Genomic DNA, 19,157 nt, shown 5'->3' with positions numbered 1-19,157 from the left:
GCCCCTCCGAGACGGGAGGGACGGGCATCCGTGGTCGTGCGCGGCGGATCAGGCCTCGACGGGCACCTCTGCGGCGCCCTTGTCGGCGGTCTCCTCGACCACGGGCTCGAGCGACAGCTTGCCGCGGTCGTCGATCTTCGTGATCTTCACGAGGATCTTCTGACCGACGCCGAGGACATCCTCGACGTTCTCGACGCGCTTGCCGCCGGCGAGCTTGCGGACCTCGCTGACGTGCAGCAGGCCGTCCTTGCCGGGGAGCAGCGAGATGAACGCACCGAACGCCGCGATCTTCACCACGGTGCCGAGGAACTGCTCGCCGACCTCCGGGTTGGTCGGGTTGGCGATCGCGTTCACCTGGGCGCGGGCGGCCTCGGCGGACGGGCCGTCGGTGGCGCCGATGTACACGGTGCCGTCGTCCTCGATCGAGATCTGAGCGCCGGTCTCGTCCTGGATCGCGTTGATCGTCTTGCCCTTGGGGCCGATGAGCTCGCCGATCTTGTCGACCGGGATCTGCACGCTGATCACGCGCGGAGCCGTGGGCGCCATCTCGTCGGGGCCGTCGATCGCGGACGTCAGGACGTTCAGGATCGTCAGACGGGCCTCGCGGGCCTGCTGCAGCGCGGCGGTCAGCACCGACGACGGGATGCCGTCGAGCTTCGTGTCGAGCTGGATGGCGGTGACGAACTCGCTCGTGCCGGCGACCTTGAAGTCCATGTCGCCGAGGGCGTCTTCGGCGCCGAGGATGTCGGTCAGCGCGGCGTAGCGCGTCTGGCCGTCGACCTCGTCGGAGACGAGACCCATCGCGATGCCGGCGACCGGGGCGCGCAGGGGCACACCGGCGTTCAGCAGCGACAGGGTCGACGCGCAGACCGAGCCCATCGACGTCGAGCCGTTGGAGCCGAGAGCCTCGGACACCTGGCGGATCGCGTACGGGAACTCCTCGCGGCTCGGCAGCACCGGCACGAGCGCGCGCTCGGCGAGGAAGCCGTGCCCGATCTCGCGACGCTTGGGGCTGCCCACGCGACCGGTCTCACCGGTCGAGTACGGCGGGAAGTTGTAGTGGTGCATGTACCGCTTGTGCGTGACCGGCGACAGCGAGTCGATCTGCTGCTCCATCTTGAGCATGTTCAGCGTCGTGACACCCAGGATCTGGGTCTCGCCGCGCTGGAAGATCGCCGAGCCGTGGACGCGCGGGATGACCTGCACCTCGGCGTCGAGCGGGCGGATGTCGGCCAGACCGCGGCCGTCCATGCGGACACCCTCGGCGAGGATCCGACCGCGCACGATCGTCTTCGTGACCGACTTGTACGCGGCGGAGAACTCGGTCGTCGCGACGGCGGGGAGCTCCCCGGCCTCGACGGCGGAGACCAGCTCGGCGCGGACGCGGTCCTTCAGCTCGTCGTCGGCGTTCTGACGGTCCTGCTTGTCCGCGATCTGGTAGATCGGGACGAGCGAGTCGTACGCGCGGCCGGCGACGAAGTCGTAGGTCTGCTGGCTGTACGGCAGGAAGACCGGGAATTCCTTGATCTCCTTGGCCGCCGTCTTCGCGACCTCGTTCTGCGCGGCGACGAGCTGCGTGATGAAGGGCTTCGAGGCTTCGAGGCCCTCGGCCACGACCTGCTCGTTGGGCTTGACGGCGCCGGCCTTGATGAGGTTCCAGGAACCCTCGGTGGCCTCGGCCTCGACCATCATGATCGCGACGTCCTCGTTGCCGTCCGCGTCGCGGACGACGCGCCCCGCCACGATGAGGTCGAACACGGCCTCTTCGAGCTGGGTGACGGTCGGGAACGCGATCCACTGGTCGGCGTTCTCGCCGTGACCGGGCATGAGCGCGAGGCGCACACCGGCGATCGGGCCGGAGAACGGCAGACCGGAGATCTGCGTCGACAGCGATGCCGCGTTGATGGCCAGCGCGTCGTAGAACTCGCCGGGCGCGATCGAGAGCACCGTCACGACGATCTGCACCTCGTTGCGGAGACCGTCGACGAACGACGGGCGCAGCGGGCGGTCGATGAGGCGGCAGACGAGGATCGCCTCGGTGGAGGGGCGGCCCTCGCGACGGAAGAACGAGCCGGGGATCTTGCCCGCGGCGTACGAGCGCTCTTCGACGTCGACGGTCAGCGGGAAGAAGTCGAAGCCTTCACGGGGCTGCTTGCCGGCGCTGGTCGCCGACAGGAGCATCGTCTCCTCGTCGAGGTAGGCGGCGACGGCGCCCTGCGCCTGCTGGGCGAGGCGTCCGGTCTCGAACCGAACGGTGCGGGTGCCGAAGCGTCCATTGTCGAGGACGGCTTCGGCGGCGGTGATTTCAGGACCTTCCAAGAGGTCTCTCCTTCTTTGTTTAGACTCGCACGCGCGTTTCGCGCACGAGATCATGCGAAGGAGCAGGAACAGGCAGTATGGGCGCGCCGCACGTCGAAACGACATGCCGCGTGACCGCCTGCGCTGGTCACCAGTCGAAGATCACCATCGTCAGATGGGAACCCACCACAGGGGACCAGCTTCCTGCCGGCCTGCTCCAGGAGCTCAGTGTTGACTTGAGCGGATGCGCGGAGGAACCCCGCACAACCTCCGCAAGCCTACCAGCGTGCCGTCGGCGTGCGTATCGTGGGGGTATGAGTACCGACGGGAACAACGAAACCGCCGCATCCGACGACGTCAAGCGCAAGTTCAAGGAAGCGCTGGAGAAGAAGAACGCACAGCACCGCAAGGGCGAGGCCCACCTCGACGGCGACTCCGCGGTGCACGGCACCCACGGCGCCGTGACGAAGCGGGAGTTCCGCCGCAAGAGCGGCTGATCGCCGCCGGCGGCTGCGGAAGAATGGGAGGCATGAGCCTCCCCCGCATCGCCATCCCCGCACGCCTGTCCGACGCGGAGGGCGCCGACGCGCGGGTGGGCTTGGCGAACGCGATCTTCGACGACGTCGCCGCGCTGGTGCGCGCCGAGGATCTCGACGTCGTCGTGGTGCGGACCGCCGACCTCGCCGGCTTCGACGGACTCGTCCTGCCCGGTGGGGGCGACATCGACCCCGCCCGGTACGGCGGCGACGTGTCCGCGCCCTGCTACGACGTGAACCCGGCGCAGGACGAGCTCGACCTCGACATCACCGCGGCCGCCGTCGCGGCCGGCATCCCGATCCTCGGCGTCTGCCGCGGCCTGCAGGTGCTCAACGTCGCCTTCGGCGGCACGCTCGTCGAAGATCTGCCGGGCGGGCACGTCCCGGGCGCGGACGAGACCGGCGGGCTGGAGTGGACGTGGCACCCGGTCGCCGTCTCCGCGGGCTCACGGCTGGCCGCGGAGCTGCCGACGGCGACCGTGTCGGTGGCGTCGGGGCACCACCAGGCCATCCGCGATCTCGGGGCGGGTCTCATCGCGACCGGGGTCGCCCACGACGGCGTCATCGAGGCCGTCGAGCACCCCGAGCTGCCGATCGTCGCCGTGCAGTGGCATCCCGAGGCGGAGGGCACGCCCCTCGCGCTGGCCTCCGCGCCGTTCGCGGCGTTCGCCGACCTCGTCCGCGCGCACAGCGCGAGCGTGCTCCGGGGCTGACGCCCCGCGGGGCTCGGGAGAGGACCCGGACCGGACCCGGCCGGCTATTCGCCGGCGAGGCCGCCCAGCAGGTGGCCGAACGACCGGCCGTCGCCGAGGTACTGCGCGGGGTCGAACGGATCGACGGCGGTCGCGGGCTCGCGCCGGGCGACGGCGTCGGCGAGCTCCTTCGCGCCGCGCTCGACGCGGGCGCTGAGCGGCGCGACGTCGTCGGCGCGGGAGCCCCAGTCGCTGGATGCCGCGAAGACCCCCGTCGAGACCGCCTCGGCGTGCAGGTACGCGAACAGCGGCCGGATGGCGTAGTCGATCGCCAGCGAGTGCCGCGCTGTGCCGGCGTTGGCGCCGATCAGCACGGGGGTCCCGGTCAGCGCGTCGGGGTCCAGCACGTCGATGAACGACTTGAACAGCCCGGAGTAGCTCGTCGAGAAGATCGGCGTGACGGCGATGACCGCGTCGGCCGAGACGACCGCGTTGATCGCACGCTCGAGCGCCGGCGGAGCGAAGCCGGTGAGGAGGTTGTCGGTGATGTCGTGCGCGAGGTCGCGCAGTTCGATCGTGTCGACGGAAGCCTCGATCCCGCGCTCGGCGAGCGCGGCCAGCGTCGCCGCCGCGAGGCGGTCGGCGAGCATCCGGGTCGACGAGGGGTTCGACAGGCCGGCGGTGACGACGGCGATGCGGCGGGCGGTCATCGCGCACCCCCGGCCAGGCCGAAGGCCGCCCCGGCCGTGGCCGGAGTGTCGTCGTAGGGCGAGGGGCCGCTGAGGTTGTCGCCGCGGTTCGCGCGCGGGCGCGCCTCGCGGGCCGGTCCGTCGCCGTAGGCCTTGCGCACGAGACCGGCGTGGGTCGGGGCGTCGGGCACCTCGGCGGGGCGGTTCTCCGCCAGCTCCTTGCGGAGCACCGGGACGACCTCGCCGCCCAGGATGTCGAGCTGCTCGAGGACCGTCTTCAGCGGCAGGCCGGCGTGGTCCATGAGGAACAGCTGGCGCTGGTAGTCGCCGTAGAGGTCGCGCATCCCGGCGTACCGGTCGATGACCTGCTGCGGCGAGCCGACGGTGAGCGGCGTCATCTCGGAGAAGTCCTCGAGGCTCGGGCCGTGCCCGTAGACCGGGGCGTTGTCGAAGTACGGACGGAACTGCGCGACGGCGTCCTGCGAGTTCTTCGCCAGGAACGCCTGCCCGCCGAGGCCGACGATGGCCTGCTCGGGGGTGCCGTGTCCGTAGTGCGCGTAGCGCTGCCGGTACAGCGCGATGAGACGCTGGTAGTGCTCGGCGGGCCAGAAGATGTTGTTCGCGAAGAACCCGTCGCCGTAGTAGGCGGCCTGCTCCGCGATCTCCGGCGTGCGGATGGAGCCGTGCCAGACGAAGGGCGCGACGCCGTCCAGCGGACGGGGCGTGGACGTGAAGCCCTGCAGGGGCGTGCGGAACTTCCCTTCCCAGTCCACGACGTCCTCACGCCACAGCTTGTGCAGCAGGGCGTAGTTCTCGATGGCGAGGGGCAGACCCTGGCGGATGTCCTTGCCGAACCACGGGTAGACGGGTCCGGTGTTGCCGCGGCCCAGCATGAGGTCGGTGCGACCGCCGGAGACGTGCTGCAGCATCGCGAAGTCCTCGGCGATCTTCACCGGGTCGTTCGTCGTGATGAGGGTGGTCGCGGTGGAGAGGATGAGGCGCTCGGTCTGCGCGGCGATGTACGCGAGGGTCGTCGTGGGCGAGGACGACCAAAACGGCGGGTTGTGGTGCTCGCCGAGCGCGAAGACATCGAGGCCGACGTCCTCCGCGTGCTTGGCGATCGTCAGCGTCGCACGGATGCGCTCGGCCTCGCTGGGTGTGTGGCCGGTCGTCGGGTCTTGCGTGATGTCGCTCACGGTGAAGATGCCGAACTGCATCTGGGATCCGATGTCGCTCATGATCGCTCCTCGCGTCTTCTATTCATGTGAATGTATCCCATGTAACGCGCACCCGACCAGAGTATTCCCGCGATTCACTCCCGGGCGTGCGGGTATCCGCCGCCTCGCCCCTGGAACTCGAGGATGGCGGGGTTGGCGATAACGCCGTCCTGGATCTCGATCGCCCGACGGACGGTCTCACTCGAAGCCCAGGCGCCCGGTCCGCCCATCACGGTCGGGATGAAGCGGAGCAGCGCCTCGCTGATCTCCCAGCTCGCCGAGTTCCAGAGGTACGACGGGCTGTGGTCCACGCCGTAGTAGTTGACCGTGCCGCCGACGGTGAACATCGGCTCGGTGAACGTCGTCGGGCGGGCCCACTCGAAGCCCATCCCCTCGTCGCACGACACGTCGACGATCAGGCTCCCCGGACGGAAGGCGTCCAGGTCGGTCTCGCGCAGGTACAGCAGCGGACGGTTCGGGTCCTGCAGCGTGCAGTTGACGACGATGTCGCTCTCCGCGAGGAACGGCGCGAGCGGGACACGGCCGTCATCGGTGATGACCTCGCTGAGGTAGGGCTCGTCGTCGTGGTCGAACTGGATGATGTGGGCCGCGTGGATCGGCGACGCCACGGATGCCGCGCGCCGGTTCGTGAGCACGCGGACATCGTGCACGCCCTGCGCCCGCAGCGCTGTCACCGCGCCGCGCGCCGTGGCGCCGAAACCGATCACGACGGCGGTGAGCCGGCGTCCGTAATCGCCGGTCGATCCGCACAGCTGCAGCGCGTGCAGCACCGAGCAGTAGCCGGCGAGCTCGTTGTTCATGTGGAACACGTGCAGGCCGAAGGCACCGTCCGCTCCCCAGTGCTGCATCGCCTCGAACGCGATCAGGGTCAGCCGCTTGTCGATCGCGAGCTGCGTCATCCGCTCGTCCTGGACCAGATGCGGCCAGCCCCACAGCACCTGGCCGTCGCGCATCTCCGCGAGGTCCTCCTGCTGCGGCTTGGGCAGGAGCAGGACATCGGATGCCGCGATCAGCGCCGAACGGCTCGCCACCGCACCGACGAGGGGACGCAGGTCGTCGTCGGAGATGCCGAAGCGCTCGCCGTACCCCTCCTCCAGCACGATCCGCGCGCGGAGGTCGTCGGGGATCCGGTCGAAGTGTCCCGGGTGGACGGGCACCCGCCGCTCGTCCGGTTTCCGCGATGCGCCGATGACGCCGAGAGTGAGGCCTGCTGCGGACATGATGTGCCTCGTTCCGTGACCCGGGCATGAGCCTGCCCGGGGGGTCCCGACGCTACACCGGCCGTCCGGCACGGGGCTGGGAGCGCGTCCAGCGGGATAGTCTGGTCACTCCCGAGCGAGCGGTGGTGGGGATGAGCGGCAGTGCAGCGGCGCCGGCAGGCGCCACACCTCCGGGCACCGCCGCGCGGACGAAACGCCGCGAGCCGCTGTGGGACAACGCGCGCCTGGCATGCATCGTCCTCGTCGTCCTCGGCCACGCGGTGCAGCGACTCACGTACGACTCCGATATCGCCCTGGGCCTGTACCTGCTCGTCTACACGTTCCACATGCCCGCCTTCGCGATCATCTCCGGGTACTTCTCGAAGTCGGACTCGCCGTCGCGCACGCAGATGGCACGCGTGCTGACCGACATCGTGGCGCCGTACGTCATCTTCGAGGCGCTCTGGACCTTGACGAAGTGGCTCGTGGAGGGGCGGGCGAACCCGAACCTCACACAGCCGTCATGGACGCTGTGGTTCCTGCTCGCGCTCGGCATCTTCCGCCTCGTCCTCCCGTACCTGGCGCTCCTGCGCTGGCCGCTGCTGTGGACGGCCGTGATCTCCCTCACGGTGGGATACCTCCCCAACATCGACTCCACCCTGTCGCTGGACCGCACCCTCGGACTGCTGCCGTTCTTCACGCTCGGCTGGTGGCTCGCCCACCATCGGATCGTCCACCGGTTCGACCTCCTGCGCCGGCGACGCTGGTGGGTACGGGCGATCGCGATCGGGATGTTCGCGGTGGTCGGCTTCGTCGGCTGGTTCTTCGCGGACGCGTGGCGGGACGTGAATCTCCGCGACTGGCTGCAGTACGACGAAAGCTACGCCGACCTCGGCGGCACCGAGTGGTGGGCCGGCGGGGTGCGGCTCGCGCTCATGGCGATCGCCCTCGTGCTGAGCATCGCGTTCCTCGCCCTCATCCCCCGCGGCCAGCACCGCTGGACGCACTTCGGCCAGTACACGATGTACGTCTACCTGCTGCACTCCTTCGTGCTGTACCCGTTCCGTGAGAACGGCTTCCTGCGCACCGCGGAGCCGACCTGGCTCGTCCTCCCGATCGTCGTGCTGCTGGCCGTCGTCATCGCCCTGGCCCTCGCGACCCGCCCCGTGCGGCGGCTCTTCCGTCCGCTCGTCGAGCCGCGGCCCCGGTGGCTGTTCGCCGACCCCGGCCTCGCCGAGCGGGAAGGCCGTCGCGACGACCCGACCGGTTCGCGTCGCGACACCGAAGCGGCGCCCCGCCCGGATCCGCCGCGTCGGCACGCCGACCCGCGCCAGAACGGCTGAGCGCGTCCGGTCAGGCGAAGAGGCCGGCTCCCACGTACGATCCGGATGCCGCACCGGGCGGGACCGCGAACACGCCCGAGCCGACGTGCACGAAGTACTCCCCCAGCAGGTCGGTGGCCAGCGCCTTCTGGATCGTGACGAACTGCTCCGGGCTGCGCTGATAGGACACGAAGAACAGTCCCGCCGCGAGGGCTCCGAGCGTGTCGTTGCCGTCGACGAAGTTGTAGCCGCGGCGGAGGATGCGGACGCCGTCGTTGAAGTCCGGATGCGCGAGCCGCACGTGAGCCCGCTGGTCGATGGCCGGCGCCCCGGCGGCGGAGGCCGCGCCGAAGTCGGGCTCGGTGAACTCCCCGCCGCCGGACAGCGGTCCCCCCTCGCCCTTCGTGCGTCCGACCGAGCGCTCCTGCTCGATGAGGCGCAGCCGGTCCCACGTCTCGATCTTCTGCCGGATCTTCCGGGCGACCAGGTAGCTGCCGCCGACGAGCCAGTCCGCGCCGTCCTCGCCTCCGACCCAGACGTGCTCCCGCAGGGCGTCGGTGTCGTCGGCGAGGATGTTGGCGGTGCCGTCCTTGAAGCCGAACAGGTTCCGGGGGGTCGCCTGCGCCGTCGTGGTCTTCGAGGTGCGGCCGAAGCCCAGCTGCGACCAGCGCAGGGCGGCCCGACCGAACGCGATGCGGCTGAGGTTGCGCACGGCGTGCACGGCGACCTGCGGGTCGTCGGCGCACGCCTGCACGCAGAGGTCTCCGCCCGTGCCGAGCGGGACGAGATCGTCGCCGAGGAAGCGGGGCAGCGGCGCGAGCCCGGCCGGGCGGCGCGCCGCGATGCCGAAGCGGTCGACGCCGTCCTTCTCGAACAGGTCGGGCCCGAACCCGATCGTGATCGTGAGCGACGATGCCGGCAGCCCGAGCGCCTCCCCGGTGTCATCCGGCGGCGCCTGCGGCGACCCGCCCACGGCCCCGCTCGCGCTCACGTCGAGACCCTGCGTCATCCGGGCCGCGGCGTAGGACCAGTCCTGCAGGAGCGACACGAGGTCCTCGCGCGTGGCGTCGTCCGCCATGTCGAAGGCCGCGAAGTGCAGGTGGTCCTGGACGGCGGTCGTGATGCCCGCCTGATGCTCGCCGTGGAACGGGTGCACCGCGCGCCCGCCGGATGCGCCGCCGCCGGTTGCCGCCGCCGCGCCGATCGCGGCCCCGCCGAGGCCGCCCGCGACCAGTCCTCCCGCGCCGATCAGCCCGAGGAGTCCGCGCCGGCTGAGACCTCGGGGGGCCTCCGCCGGTTCGGCGGGCGGGTCCTCCGTCGCCGCCTCGAGGTCACCGTCGCGCATCATCCGTCACTCCTCCGCATCCTCATCACTCCAGGATCGTGCCGGTCAGCTGGGACAGCGGCTCGGCGAGCGCGTTGATGAGCCCGGTGAGGTCGCGCCGGTCGGCGTCGGTCAGCTCGCTGTAGGTCACGAACCCGGCCTCCAGGCTTCCGTAGGTCGCGAGCTTCGCCTCGAGGTCGGCGTAGCCGGCGTCGATGTCCTCGACGAGCGTCGCGCCCTCGTCGCCCTTCGCCGCGGCGAAGTCGCTCACGAGCGAGAACGCCATCTTGGAGCCCTCGACGTTGGCGGCGAAGTCCCAGAGGTCGGTGCCCGACCACCAGTCCTCCTCGCCGCTGATCTTGCCGTTGGCGACCTCGTCGAGCAGTGCGATGGCGCCGTTGGACAGCCCCGCGACGCCCTGCGCGTCGAGCGCGGCGGTGAAATCGTCGCCGTGCACATAGTCGAAGAGCGTCTGGACATCGGCCACGAGACCGGCGGCGAACGTCTGCCGCTGCGCATCGGTGGACGGCGCCCAGTCCTGCCAGGCGGGCGTGATGTCGTCGGAGTTCAGGGCGTCCTCGGCGGGCACCCAGAGGTCCTTCTCGATGCGGTGGAAGCCGGTCCAGTCCAAGCCCTCCGCGACCGCGTCGACCTCGCGGTAGTCGATCTTCGGATCGAGATCGCCCAGCGATTCGGCGATCGGCTCGATCCGCTCGTAGTACGCGCGGACCTGCGGGAACTGCGCCCGGGCGATCGTGTCGTCTCCCGCTGCGTACGCGGCGGCGAACTCCTGCACCGCGGGGAGCAGCGTCTCCACCTGGTCCTTGACGAAGGCCCCGTACAGGTCGACGGCCTGCTGCTTCTGCGCGGCGTCGTCGCCGGTCGCCGCGACCTTCTCGCCCGTCACGGCGAAGGCCGCACGGCCGACGCCCTCGCCGACCATCCCGGGCTTGCAGAGCGTGAAGTAGTCACCGGGCTGCGCGACGACGGTGAGCGTGCGCGACGCGCCGGGGGCGATGTTCTCCACCTCGCCCACGATCCGCAGGCCGTCCTCGGCGAGGAGGTAGAACTCCGTGACGTCGCTGCTCGAGTTCTTCACGTCGAACGTCAGCGTGCCGCTCGTGGCGGCGGCCGCCGACACCGTGCACGCGGATGCCGACGAATCCACCGTGAGTGCGTCGGCTGACGCGAGCTCGGACTTCGCGACGCACCCGGCCAGCGCCGTGGCGGTCAGGCCGAGCGCCGCGACGGCGGCGAGGGAACGGAGGCGGGTCATACTGCTCCTTGCTGTGCAGAGGTGGGGATCGCGGGCCGGGCGGATGCCGCCTTCGGCGAGGTGGACGCGGCGGGCTCGGCGACCGCCGATGCGGCGGACGCCGGGCGGGCGGGGCCGGATCGCGTGACGCCCCGGATGAAGAAGAAGCCGACCACGACGATGTAGACCGCCCAGGCGATGACCTGCAGCCAGGTCATCTGCGGCATGAAGCCGACGGTCGCCTGCAGGATGGCGGCGAGCGGGCTGCGCGGCGGGATCGCGGCGGATGCGTCGAAGGCCCAGCCGAACGGGAAGGCGGCCCACCCGACGGCCACGGTCCCGGTGACGGGGTCGATGGGGGCGGCGGCGGTGAAGGGGCCGGGCAGGGCGCCGGCCTCCTGCAGATCGTGCAGCGCGTACGCGAGCACTCCGGCGGCGACGACGACGAGGAACGCCCCGGTCCACGTGAAGAAGACGCGCAGGTTCAGCCGCACCATCCCGCGGGCCAGGAGCCAGCCCAGGAGGACGGCGGCGGCAAGTCCCAGAAGGGCGCCGAGCAGCGCGGACGGGGCATCGTCGAAGGACTGCACCATCGACCACAGCAGGAGGGTCGTCTCGATGCCCTCCCGCGCGACGGAGACGAAGCCGATCACGACGACGGCCCACATCCCGCCGGTCGCGAGGGCCCGGTCGATGCCGCCCTCCAGCGACTTCTTGAGCGTGCGCGCCGTGCGCTGCATCCAGAAGATCATCCAGGTGACCATCGCGACCGTCAGGAGCGAGAGTCCCCCGCCGATGAGCTCCTGCGCCTCGAAGGTGAGCGAGTAGGAGCCGAACGTGAGGATCGCGCCGATGCCGAGCGCGAGCACCACCGCGAGCCCGACACCGGCCCACAGCCGGGGCAGGACGTCGCGGCGTCCGAGACGGGTGAGGTAGGCCACGAGGATGCCGACCACCAGGGCGGCCTCGAGGCCTTCACGGAGGCCGATGAGGAAGGTGGCGAGGAGGGTGGCGAGCACGTGACTTAGGTTACCCTCACCAACCTTCCCTCGCGAAAACGGCTCCCTCCGACGAGCGGGAGCGCACGCGGTAACGCACGGCAACAAAGCCCTCGCCGCCGGCACGGCTGACTAGCCTCGATCCATGTCCGAGCTGAACCTGCCCGTCCTCGACCTGTCCCGCCTCGACGACGGCCCGGAGGCCGCCGCGCGGTTCCGCGACGACCTGCGGCGTGCGACGCACGAGGTCGGGTTCTTCTACCTCACGGGCACGGGCGTGCCCGCTGAACTCGAGGCGCGGCTGCACCGTGCGGCGCGTGACTTCTTCGCGCTGCCGGCGGCCGACAAGCTCGCGATCGAGAACGTCAGGAGCCCTCACTTCCGCGGCTACACGCGGGTGGGCGGCGAGCGCACGCAGGGGAAGGTCGACTGGCGCGAGCAGATCGACATCGGACCCGAACGCGAGGCCGTGGCCGACCCGGACGCCCCGGACTACGCCCGCCTCATCGGACCGAACCTCTGGCCGGACGCCCAGCCGGAGCTGCGCACCGTCGCCGCGGAATGGCATGACCACCTGTCCGGGGTCGCGCGCCGTCTGCTGCGCGCCTGGGCGATCGCGCTCGGCGCGCCGGAATCGTACTTCGACGAGCACTTCGGAGAGCCCTCGACGCTCATCAAGATCGTCCGCTACCCGGGCAAGGAGGACCCGACGCCTCAGCAGGGCGTCGGCGCGCACAAGGACTCCGGCGTCCTGACCCTCCTCTGGGTGGAGCCCGGGAAGGGCGGACTCCAGGTGCGACGGGGCGGCGAGTGGGTGGACGCCCCGCCCGTGCCCGGCGCGTTCGTCGTCAACATCGGCGAGCTCCTCGAGTACGCGACACAGGGCTACCTCACGGCGACGGACCACCGTGTCATCTCGCCGACCTTCCCGGATGACCGGATCTCGGTGCCGTTCTTCTTCAACCCCGCCCTCGACGCGCAGCTGCCCATCATCGAGCTGCCCGCCGAGCTCGCGTCCCACGCCCGCGGCGTCACGCAGGATCCCGCGAACCCCATCCACTCCCTCTACGGCGAGAACGCGCTCAAGTCGCGGCTCCGCGCCCATCCCGACGTCGCGGGGATCTGGCACGCCGACCTCGTGGCGGCGCGCACGGCCGGCTGAACGCCGCCGCGTCGCGCGGAGACGACGAAGGCCGCCCCACACCTGGGACGGCCTTCGCAGAAGACGATTGAACGCTGGTGAGCGGTGCCTTATCGGCGGAGCCCCAGGCGCTCGATCAGCGAGCGGTAGCGCGCGATGTCGATGTCCTGGAGGTAGCCGAGCAGACGACGGCGCTGACCGACCATCAGGAACAGACCACGACGCGAGTGGTGGTCGTGCTTGTGCTCCTTCAGGTGCTCTGTGAGGTCCTTGATGCGCTGCGTCAGCATCGCGACCTGCACCTCGGGGGATCCGGTGTCACCGGGGTGCGTCGCGTACTCTTCGATGATCGCCTTCTTGGCGTCAGACTCGAGTGGCATAGATGGGATCCCCTTTCTGGTCATTGCGCGGCGCTCGGCACCTGATGTGCGAGCTCTCTTTATCCGCGGCCGATCAAACGGCAACCTGGAGAGTCTACCAGGTCGAACCCGGCGGCTGCTCGGCCCCGGACCGGACCCATCGAGCGGCCTCTAGGCTCGTACGGTGCCCCACCCCCTGCGTCGCCTCCGTCCACCGCGCGGGGCTGCCGAGTGATGCCGCGCCTGCGCCGCGACCACTTCATCGATCTGCGGCCGCTGACGACCAGCCCCGCGTACGCGCGGATGTGGATCGGGTCGACGCTGGCCGGCCTCGGCGGTCAGCTGACGATCGTCGCGATCATGCTGCACATGTACGAGCTGACGGCATCCACCTTCGCGGTGTCGATGATCGCGGTCGCCGGACTCGTGCCGATGATCGTCGCAGGGCTCTACGGCGGGATGCTCGCGGACGCCTTCGACCGGCGCCGCGTGGCGCTCATCGCCGCGACCGTCACGTTCGCCTCCACCGCGGTGCTCATGATGCTGACCTGGACGGGCGCCGAGACGATCGCGTGGCTGTACGTCATCGCCGTCGTCAACTCGTCCGCGAACTCGGTCGTCATGGCCGCGCGCTCCGCGATCGTGCCGCGGCTGATCCCCGCGTCGCTGTTGCCGGCGGCCTCCGCGCTCGGCGGGATCACGATGGGCATCATGGTCTCCATCGGTCCCGCGGCGGCCGGCGTGCTGGTGGCGTTCACGGGCTACGGATGGACCTACACGATCGACCTCGTGCTCATGTCGGCGCTCTTCCTCGGCCTGTGGACGCTCCCCGCCATCCGCCCCGAGGGCGCGATCGTGCGACCCGGACTGCGCTCGCTCGCCGACGGCTGGGGCTTCCTCCGGGGCGCCCGCAACATCCGCCTGCAGTTCCTCCTCGACATCGTCGCCATGACGTTCGGGCAGCCCCTCGCCCTGTTCCCTGCGATCGGCGCGCTGCTGCTCGGCGGCGGACCCATCACCACCGGCATCCTCACGGCGGCCATCGCGGTCGGCGCGTTCTTCTCAAGCCTCCTGTCCGGCCCGGTCTCCCGGTACCGGTGGCACGGGCGCGGGATCGAGCGCGCGATCATCGCGTACGGCGCGTCGATCGCGGCATTCGCCCTCGTGCTGGTGCTCGGCGCCCTCCGTGTCTTCGCGCCTGCGGTCGTGGACGAGCACAGCGCCAACGTCGCGCTCATCGTCGTCGCCGCCCTCACGCTCGCGGCGTCCGGAGCGGCCGACAACATCAGCTCGATCTTCCGCAACACGATGGTGCAGTCCGCTGTCCCGGATGCCATCCGGGGCCGACTGCAGGGCGTGTTCATCGTGGTCGTCGCCGGCGGCCCGCGGCTGGGCTCGCTCTACGCAGGCGTCCTCGCGACGGCCACCACGCTGTGGTTCCCGCCGCTCCTCGGCGGCTTCGTCATCATCGGGCTCGTGCTGTTCCTCGTGCGTCTGAACCCGCGGTTCCGCACGTACGACGCCGAGCACCCGACGTCGTGAGCGGCCGCTGACGAAGGGATCCGGTCGCACGTCGGCGGATTCCGGCCGTCGCATCCTCGCGCGGTCCTCCGCGTCGGAGCCCGGGTCTAGAGTCGGCCCGTGACCACCGCATCCCCGACCGTCGTCCCGCCCGCCCGCACCGGGCTGCGGTCGTCGACGATCGTGTGGCAGTTCATCCTCACGGGCATCATCTGGGGCTCCAGCTTCCTGTTCATGAAGGTGGCCCTGGGCGGGGTGTCCCCCGCGCAGGTGGCGTGGACCCGGCTCGTCCTCGGCGGACTGACGCTGGGTCTGTTCGTCCTGGCCCGGCGCGAACGACTCCCCCGGCGCCTGCGGGTCTGGGGGCACATGGTCGTGCTCGCGGTGTCGTTCTGCGTCATCCCGTTCCTGCTCTTCTCCTGGGCGCAGCAGCACGTGACCTCGGGCCTGGCCAGCATCTACAACGCCACGACGCCGATCATGACGGCGATCATGGCGTGGGCGGTGTTCCGCGTCGAGAAGCTCAAGCCCGTTCAGATCGCCGGGATCCTCGTCGGCATCGCGGGCGTCATGGTGATCATCGCGCCGTGGCAGGGGCTCGACCTCGCGCAGTCCCTCATCGCGCAGCTCGCGATCCTCGGGGCGACCGCGTGCTACGGCTTCAGCCTCGCCTACATGCGGCGCTTCACGTCCGACACCGGGATGTCGGCGCTCGTCTTCTCGTTCCTCAACATCGGGATCGCGGCCGTCATCATGCTCCTGCTCACTCCGCTCATCGCCCTGACGCCGGTGTCCCTCGACGTGTGGATCGTGCTGAGCCTGGTGCTGCTCGGCTGCCTCGGCACGGGCGTCGCGTACATCTGGAACCAGAACGTGCTGCGCGCGTGGGGGCCGACGCGCGCGTCGACCGTCACCTACATCACCCCGGTCGTCGGCGTCGTGCTGGGCGTCGTGATCCTCGGCGAGCACCTGTCCTGGAACGAGCCGGTGGGGGCCGTCGTGGTCTTCCTCGGCATCCTGCTCGCGCAGGACCGGCTGCGCCTGCGCGCCCCCGCACGCAGCTGACGCGGGCCTACAGCCTTCCCGTCCGCCCGCCGTTCCCGTAGCTTTGCGCCAGGAAGCTGACTGGGGAGGCATCCATGCGATTCCTACTGTCGGTGGTCATGCTCGTCGTGGGGGCCGTGCTGCTCATCGCCGGCGCGATCTGGGGCGCACTCGCCCGCGTCTGGGATTCTCGACGCGAGGACCCCGACCCCGCGCTCGCGCGCATCTTCCGCGTGCGGGACATCGTCGGGCTGCTGCTCGTGGTCGTGGCACACCTGAACTGGCAGTGGGGACGGATCGACGCGAACGAGGCGGTCGGCCAAAGCCTCAGCGGACGGCTCGAGACGCTCATCCTGCTCTTCTTCGCGGTGCTCCTGACCCTCGTCGTGTTCGTGGCGCTCGCGCGAAGGGGAACCCGCGGGGAGGCGCTCGCGCTGACGACGATCCCCCTGTCCGTCCTGGTCTCGGTCCTCGCTCTGTTCGTCGCGCTGGGCTGGGCGTTCGGCGGCGCGGAGCCGCCGCTGCCCACCGCGCTCGACGCGGCCTGGGCGGGCCTGCAGGCGTGGTCGGCATCGTCCGGCTGGGGTACCGCCGCCCTCGTGCTCGTCACCGTGCTGAGCGTCGTCGCGGGTGTGGTGCTCGTCATCGCACTGTTCACCCTTCTCGCCGCACTGCTGTGGATGGTGACCGGCTCGATGTTCCGGATCAACGACGTCCACCCCATGCTCGGACCGATCCTCGTCCTCGCCCTGAGTGTGTGGACGCTGGCGAGCGGACTCGCCCGCCTGCTCTCCGGCGCGTCGTCGGCGTTCCCGCTGTGGGTCTCCTGGTCGCTCTCCGTGGGCGGCCCGGCGGTGGTGGTCGCGCTCACTGCCGTGCAGATCGTCCGCCTCACGCGGTCCGGTCGCGGCTTGAGGACCCTTGTGCATCGCGCGGCGGATGATCGGCTCGCGTCGGCGGTGCACCGCTCCGGCCGTGCGATCGGCCGCGTGCTCTTCGGCGGCGGATTCCGCCGGACATGACGAAGCGCGGATGCCGGAGGGGCACCCGCGCTTCGCACAGCGATCAGGTCAGGCCTGGAGCGAGCCCTGCAGGTCGAGCGTGATCGTGACGTCCTTGCCGACGAGCACGCCGCCGGTCTCGAGCGCCGCGTTCCACGTCAGGCCGAAGTCCTCGCGGTTGATGACGGTCTTCGCCGTCGCGCCGGCCTTGTAGTTGCCCCACGGGTCGGTGCCGAAGCCGCCGAACTCGAGCTCGAACGTGGCGGGCTTCGTGACGCCGCGGATGCTGAGGTCGCCGTCGACGAGGAAGTCGCCGCCCTCGTAGCGGACGCCGGTGGAGGTGAACTCCAGCGTCGGGAACTGCTCCACGTCGAAGAACTCGGCCGAACGCAGGTGTGCGTCGCGGCCCTCGTCCTTCGTGTCGATCGAGGTGACGTCGACGGTGGCCTCCACGCGGGCATCCAGCGGGTTCTCCGGGGCGACGATCGTCGCGCTCTTCAGGCCGAATGCGCCGCGGACCTTCGAGATCATCATGTGGCGGACGCTGAAGGACACCTCGCTGTGCGAGGGGTCGAGCACCCAGGTGCCGGCCTTGTAGCCGGGGATCTCGATGGTGGAGGTGGTCGTGGTCATGTGCTGTCCCTTGTTCTGTGAGGCGGGGGCCGGTGGGGCTGGTCTGACAGGGTGCAACGCCGGGCGCGCTTATCTATTCCCAAGAATATAAAAAGGATGCGCGGGCATGCGAAAGGGCGGATGCCGCAGCATCCGCCCTTTCGATCCGTCTCAGCCGACGGCGATCAGATCGATGATGAAGATCAGGGTCTTGCCGCCGAGGAAGTGGCCGCCGGCCGGGCCGTACGCCAGGTGCGGGGGGATCACGAGTTCGCGACGCCCGCCGACCTTCATGCCGGGGATGCCGTCCTGCCAGCCCTGGATGAGACCGCGCAGCGGGAACTGGATGCTCTCGCCACGGCCCCAGGACGAGTCGAACTCCTCTCCGGAGTCGTACTCGACACCGGCGTAGTGGACGGTCACGGTGTCGCCGGGCTTCGCCTCTGCGCCGTCGCCGACGATCAGGTCGCGGACGACGAGGTCTGCGGGGGCGGGGCCCACGGGGGCGTCGAACTCGGGCTTGGTGCGGTCATCAGTCATGCTCCCATCCAACCCGAGCGCGGCGACCGGGTCAACGCGAGCACCCTTGACACCCCCGGACGGCCCGGAGAGAATGGCCCCAGGCCAACTCAGCGCCCGGTAGACACGTAGGCATCGCCACTGCACCGGGCGCTGAGTCATTCCCGGTCGGCGAGCGGCGGGTCGCGCTCAACGACGCAGCAGCCGGTCGCGCGTGGCGGTCGTGCGGGCGAGGAAGAGCCGCTCGTCCTCGGCGGCACCCGGGTCGCGACCGGACAGCGCGCGCTGACGCGCGGCGGCGAGCGCCGTCGCCTCGGCGATGAAACCGCGCATCGTGGCCGAGCGGTCGCCGGGAAGCGTCCGCGCCCACGCGACCGCGCGCCGGCGCCCCTGCGCAGTCGCGAGCATGTCGACTTCGGCGGGGCTGAACCAGCCCGCCGCGGCGTACTCGCCGAGCCGGGTGCGCGTCAGTCGTGCCTCTTCCCGGCGCAGCAGCACAACCCCCACGATGAAGCCGAGGAACAGCGGCACCTGCAGGGTCGCGTACAGGGCGAAGAAGTCCGCGAACAGTGCCGAGCCGTTCCACAGCGCGTGCAGCGCCGCGGCGCCGAGCACGCCGAGCGTCCAGAGCCCGACCGATGTCCCCGCCGTGCGGCCGGCCCGCGCCGCGCGGCCGAGGATGTAGCCGGTGACCGCCGTGAACATGACGTGCGCGAACGGGGAGAGGATGCCGCGGAGGAAGAACGTCGCGGTCGTCTCGGCGACGCCGCCTTCGATGAGGCTCGTGGCGAAGTAGAGGATGTTCTCCGTGAAGGCGAACCCGGCGCCCACGAGGGCGCCGTAGACGACACCGTCGACCGGGCCGTCGAATGCGCGCCGGCCGACCGCGAAGATGAGCAGCACGCCGAGGCCCTTGGCGAACTCCTCGACGAGCGGTGCCTGCACGACGGTAGAGAACGCCTCCCGCGCCGGCGAGGCGTCGTCGCCGAGCACGAGGGTGAGCACGATGTCCACCAGCAGGGCGATCGCCACGGCGGCGACCGCGCCCCACGCGATGGCGAAGACCACGAGCGAGCGCGGCTCGGGCTCCCATCGGTCGACGAGGCGGATGGCGAGGAGGACTCCCGCGAGCGGCAGCAGGGCGAGCAGCATGCCCACCCCCGACGCCACCACGCCCAGGAAGGTCAGGAGGTACGCCGCGAGGGCGACGAGCAGGACGATCAGGATCCCGAACCCCCAGATCGGCGCTGACCGCCCTCTCCGCGCCGGGACCGGCAGTGCGGGCGCCGCGGCGGGCGCCGGCGGGATGAGCGCGGGAGTGCCGTGCGGAGGCTGCGCCAGCGGAGACGGGTAGGTCATGGCGATCAGCCTATGGGTGCACGTTCCGACGGGATGAGCGAGAGGCGCGA

18 protein-coding genes are annotated in these 19,157 nt (G+C 70.7%); 7 read left to right on the top strand and 11 right to left on the bottom strand.

Going from position 1 to position 19,157, the window contains the following annotated elements; translation table 11 throughout:
* Window positions 1-48: 48 nt before the first annotated feature.
* Window positions 49-2,319 (bottom strand): polyribonucleotide nucleotidyltransferase, encoded by a 2,271-nt coding sequence (locus QZL85_RS13730; RefSeq protein WP_295577729.1) that lies wholly within the window; start codon window positions 2,317-2,319, stop codon window positions 49-51.
* Between the two features lie 293 nt (window positions 2,320-2,612).
* Here QZL85_RS13730 and QZL85_RS13725 point away from each other — a divergent pair, with 293 nt between their 5' ends.
* Window positions 2,613-2,795, top strand: a complete 183-nt coding sequence (locus QZL85_RS13725) for a DUF5302 domain-containing protein (RefSeq protein WP_295577727.1) — start codon at window positions 2,613-2,615, stop codon at window positions 2,793-2,795.
* 32 nt (window positions 2,796-2,827) lie between these two features.
* Window positions 2,828-3,547 carry a gamma-glutamyl-gamma-aminobutyrate hydrolase family protein gene (locus QZL85_RS13720; RefSeq protein ID WP_295577724.1) on the top strand — a complete coding sequence of 240 codons (720 nt, stop codon included), beginning with the start codon at window positions 2,828-2,830 and terminating at the stop codon, window positions 3,545-3,547.
* Window positions 3,548-3,591: 44 nt separating this feature from the next.
* On the opposite strand, the gene QZL85_RS13715 is transcribed toward QZL85_RS13720, so the two are convergent.
* The 3 genes from QZL85_RS13715 to QZL85_RS13705 form a co-directional block, all read right to left on the bottom strand.
* Window positions 3,592-4,236 (bottom strand): CE1759 family FMN reductase, encoded by a 645-nt coding sequence (locus QZL85_RS13715; RefSeq protein ID WP_295577722.1) that lies wholly within the window; start codon window positions 4,234-4,236, stop codon window positions 3,592-3,594.
* Window positions 4,233-5,453, bottom strand: coding sequence for an LLM class flavin-dependent oxidoreductase (locus tag QZL85_RS13710; protein WP_295577719.1), 1,221 nt, complete (start codon window positions 5,451-5,453; stop codon window positions 4,233-4,235). The genes QZL85_RS13715 and QZL85_RS13710 overlap by 4 nt, the downstream gene beginning before the upstream one ends.
* Window positions 5,454-5,527: 74 nt before the next feature.
* The gene (locus tag QZL85_RS13705; RefSeq protein WP_295577717.1) at window positions 5,528-6,673 is read right to left on the bottom strand and encodes a N(5)-(carboxyethyl)ornithine synthase; all 1,146 of its coding nucleotides are present in this window, start codon (window positions 6,671-6,673) and stop codon (window positions 5,528-5,530) included.
* Between the two features lie 131 nt (window positions 6,674-6,804).
* Between QZL85_RS13705 and QZL85_RS13700 the strand changes: the two genes are divergently transcribed.
* The gene (locus tag QZL85_RS13700) at window positions 6,805-7,995 is read left to right on the top strand and encodes an acyltransferase family protein (protein WP_295577715.1); all 1,191 of its coding nucleotides are present in this window, start codon (window positions 6,805-6,807) and stop codon (window positions 7,993-7,995) included.
* 10 nt (window positions 7,996-8,005) lie between these two features.
* Here QZL85_RS13700 and efeB read toward each other — a convergent pair whose 3' ends face one another.
* The 3 genes from efeB to efeU are packed head-to-tail and all read right to left on the bottom strand — an operon-like array spanning window position 8,006 to window position 11,572.
* Complete coding sequence (gene efeB, locus QZL85_RS13695) at window positions 8,006-9,319, bottom strand: iron uptake transporter deferrochelatase/peroxidase subunit (RefSeq protein ID WP_295577911.1); 1,314 nt, start codon at window positions 9,317-9,319, stop codon at window positions 8,006-8,008.
* A gap of 25 nt (window positions 9,320-9,344) precedes the next feature.
* A complete protein-coding gene (efeO, locus tag QZL85_RS13690; protein ID WP_295577712.1) occupies window positions 9,345-10,574 on the bottom strand; it encodes an iron uptake system protein EfeO in 1,230 nt (409 codons plus the stop codon).
* A complete protein-coding gene (gene efeU, locus QZL85_RS13685) occupies window positions 10,571-11,572 on the bottom strand; it encodes an iron uptake transporter permease EfeU (RefSeq protein WP_295577710.1) in 1,002 nt (333 codons plus the stop codon). Before efeU ends, efeO begins: the two co-directional genes overlap by 4 nt.
* Before the next feature lie 124 nt (window positions 11,573-11,696).
* Here efeU and QZL85_RS13680 point away from each other — a divergent pair, with 124 nt between their 5' ends.
* Complete coding sequence (locus tag QZL85_RS13680) at window positions 11,697-12,713, top strand: isopenicillin N synthase family oxygenase (RefSeq protein ID WP_295577708.1); 1,017 nt, start codon at window positions 11,697-11,699, stop codon at window positions 12,711-12,713.
* Window positions 12,714-12,802: 89 nt separating this feature from the next.
* Here the strand turns inward: QZL85_RS13680 and rpsO are convergent, their stop codons facing one another.
* Window positions 12,803-13,072: a 30S ribosomal protein S15 gene (gene rpsO, locus QZL85_RS13675; protein ID WP_019180606.1), complete on the bottom strand. Its 270-nt coding sequence runs from the start codon at window positions 13,070-13,072 to the stop codon at window positions 12,803-12,805.
* A 213-nt stretch (window positions 13,073-13,285) separates the two neighbouring features.
* Here rpsO and QZL85_RS13670 point away from each other — a divergent pair, with 213 nt between their 5' ends.
* The 3 genes from QZL85_RS13670 (at window position 13,286) to QZL85_RS13660 (ending at window position 16,638) form a co-directional block, all read left to right on the top strand.
* Window positions 13,286-14,593, top strand: coding sequence for an MFS transporter (locus tag QZL85_RS13670; RefSeq protein WP_295577706.1), 1,308 nt, complete (start codon window positions 13,286-13,288; stop codon window positions 14,591-14,593).
* Window positions 14,594-14,737: 144 nt separating this feature from the next.
* Window positions 14,738-15,637: a DMT family transporter gene (locus QZL85_RS13665; protein WP_295577908.1), complete on the top strand. Its 900-nt coding sequence runs from the start codon at window positions 14,738-14,740 to the stop codon at window positions 15,635-15,637.
* A gap of 74 nt (window positions 15,638-15,711) precedes the next feature.
* Window positions 15,712-16,638, top strand: coding sequence for a hypothetical protein (locus QZL85_RS13660; RefSeq protein WP_295577704.1), 927 nt, complete (start codon window positions 15,712-15,714; stop codon window positions 16,636-16,638).
* A 48-nt stretch (window positions 16,639-16,686) separates the two neighbouring features.
* Here the strand turns inward: QZL85_RS13660 and QZL85_RS13655 are convergent, their stop codons facing one another.
* The 3 genes from QZL85_RS13655 to QZL85_RS13645 all read right to left on the bottom strand — a co-directional run bounded on the left by QZL85_RS13655 (window position 16,687) and on the right by QZL85_RS13645 (window position 19,107).
* Entirely contained in the window at window positions 16,687-17,250 is a 564-nt protein-coding gene (locus QZL85_RS13655; RefSeq protein ID WP_295577702.1) for a YceI family protein, read from the bottom strand.
* A 150-nt stretch (window positions 17,251-17,400) separates the two neighbouring features.
* Window positions 17,401-17,769 carry an FKBP-type peptidyl-prolyl cis-trans isomerase gene (locus QZL85_RS13650; protein WP_295577699.1) on the bottom strand — a complete coding sequence of 123 codons (369 nt, stop codon included), beginning with the start codon at window positions 17,767-17,769 and terminating at the stop codon, window positions 17,401-17,403.
* A 168-nt stretch (window positions 17,770-17,937) separates the two neighbouring features.
* On the bottom strand, window positions 17,938-19,107 hold the full coding sequence (locus QZL85_RS13645; RefSeq protein ID WP_295577697.1) for a PrsW family intramembrane metalloprotease: 1,170 nt from the start codon (window positions 19,105-19,107) through the stop codon (window positions 17,938-17,940).
* Window positions 19,108-19,157 lie beyond the last annotated feature (50 nt).

The sequence above is a fragment of the uncultured Microbacterium sp. genome (genome assembly GCF_900078385.1).
GTDB lineage: Bacteria > Actinomycetota > Actinomycetes > Actinomycetales > Microbacteriaceae > Microbacterium.
This window is presented reverse-complemented; position numbering and strand designations above follow the sequence as displayed.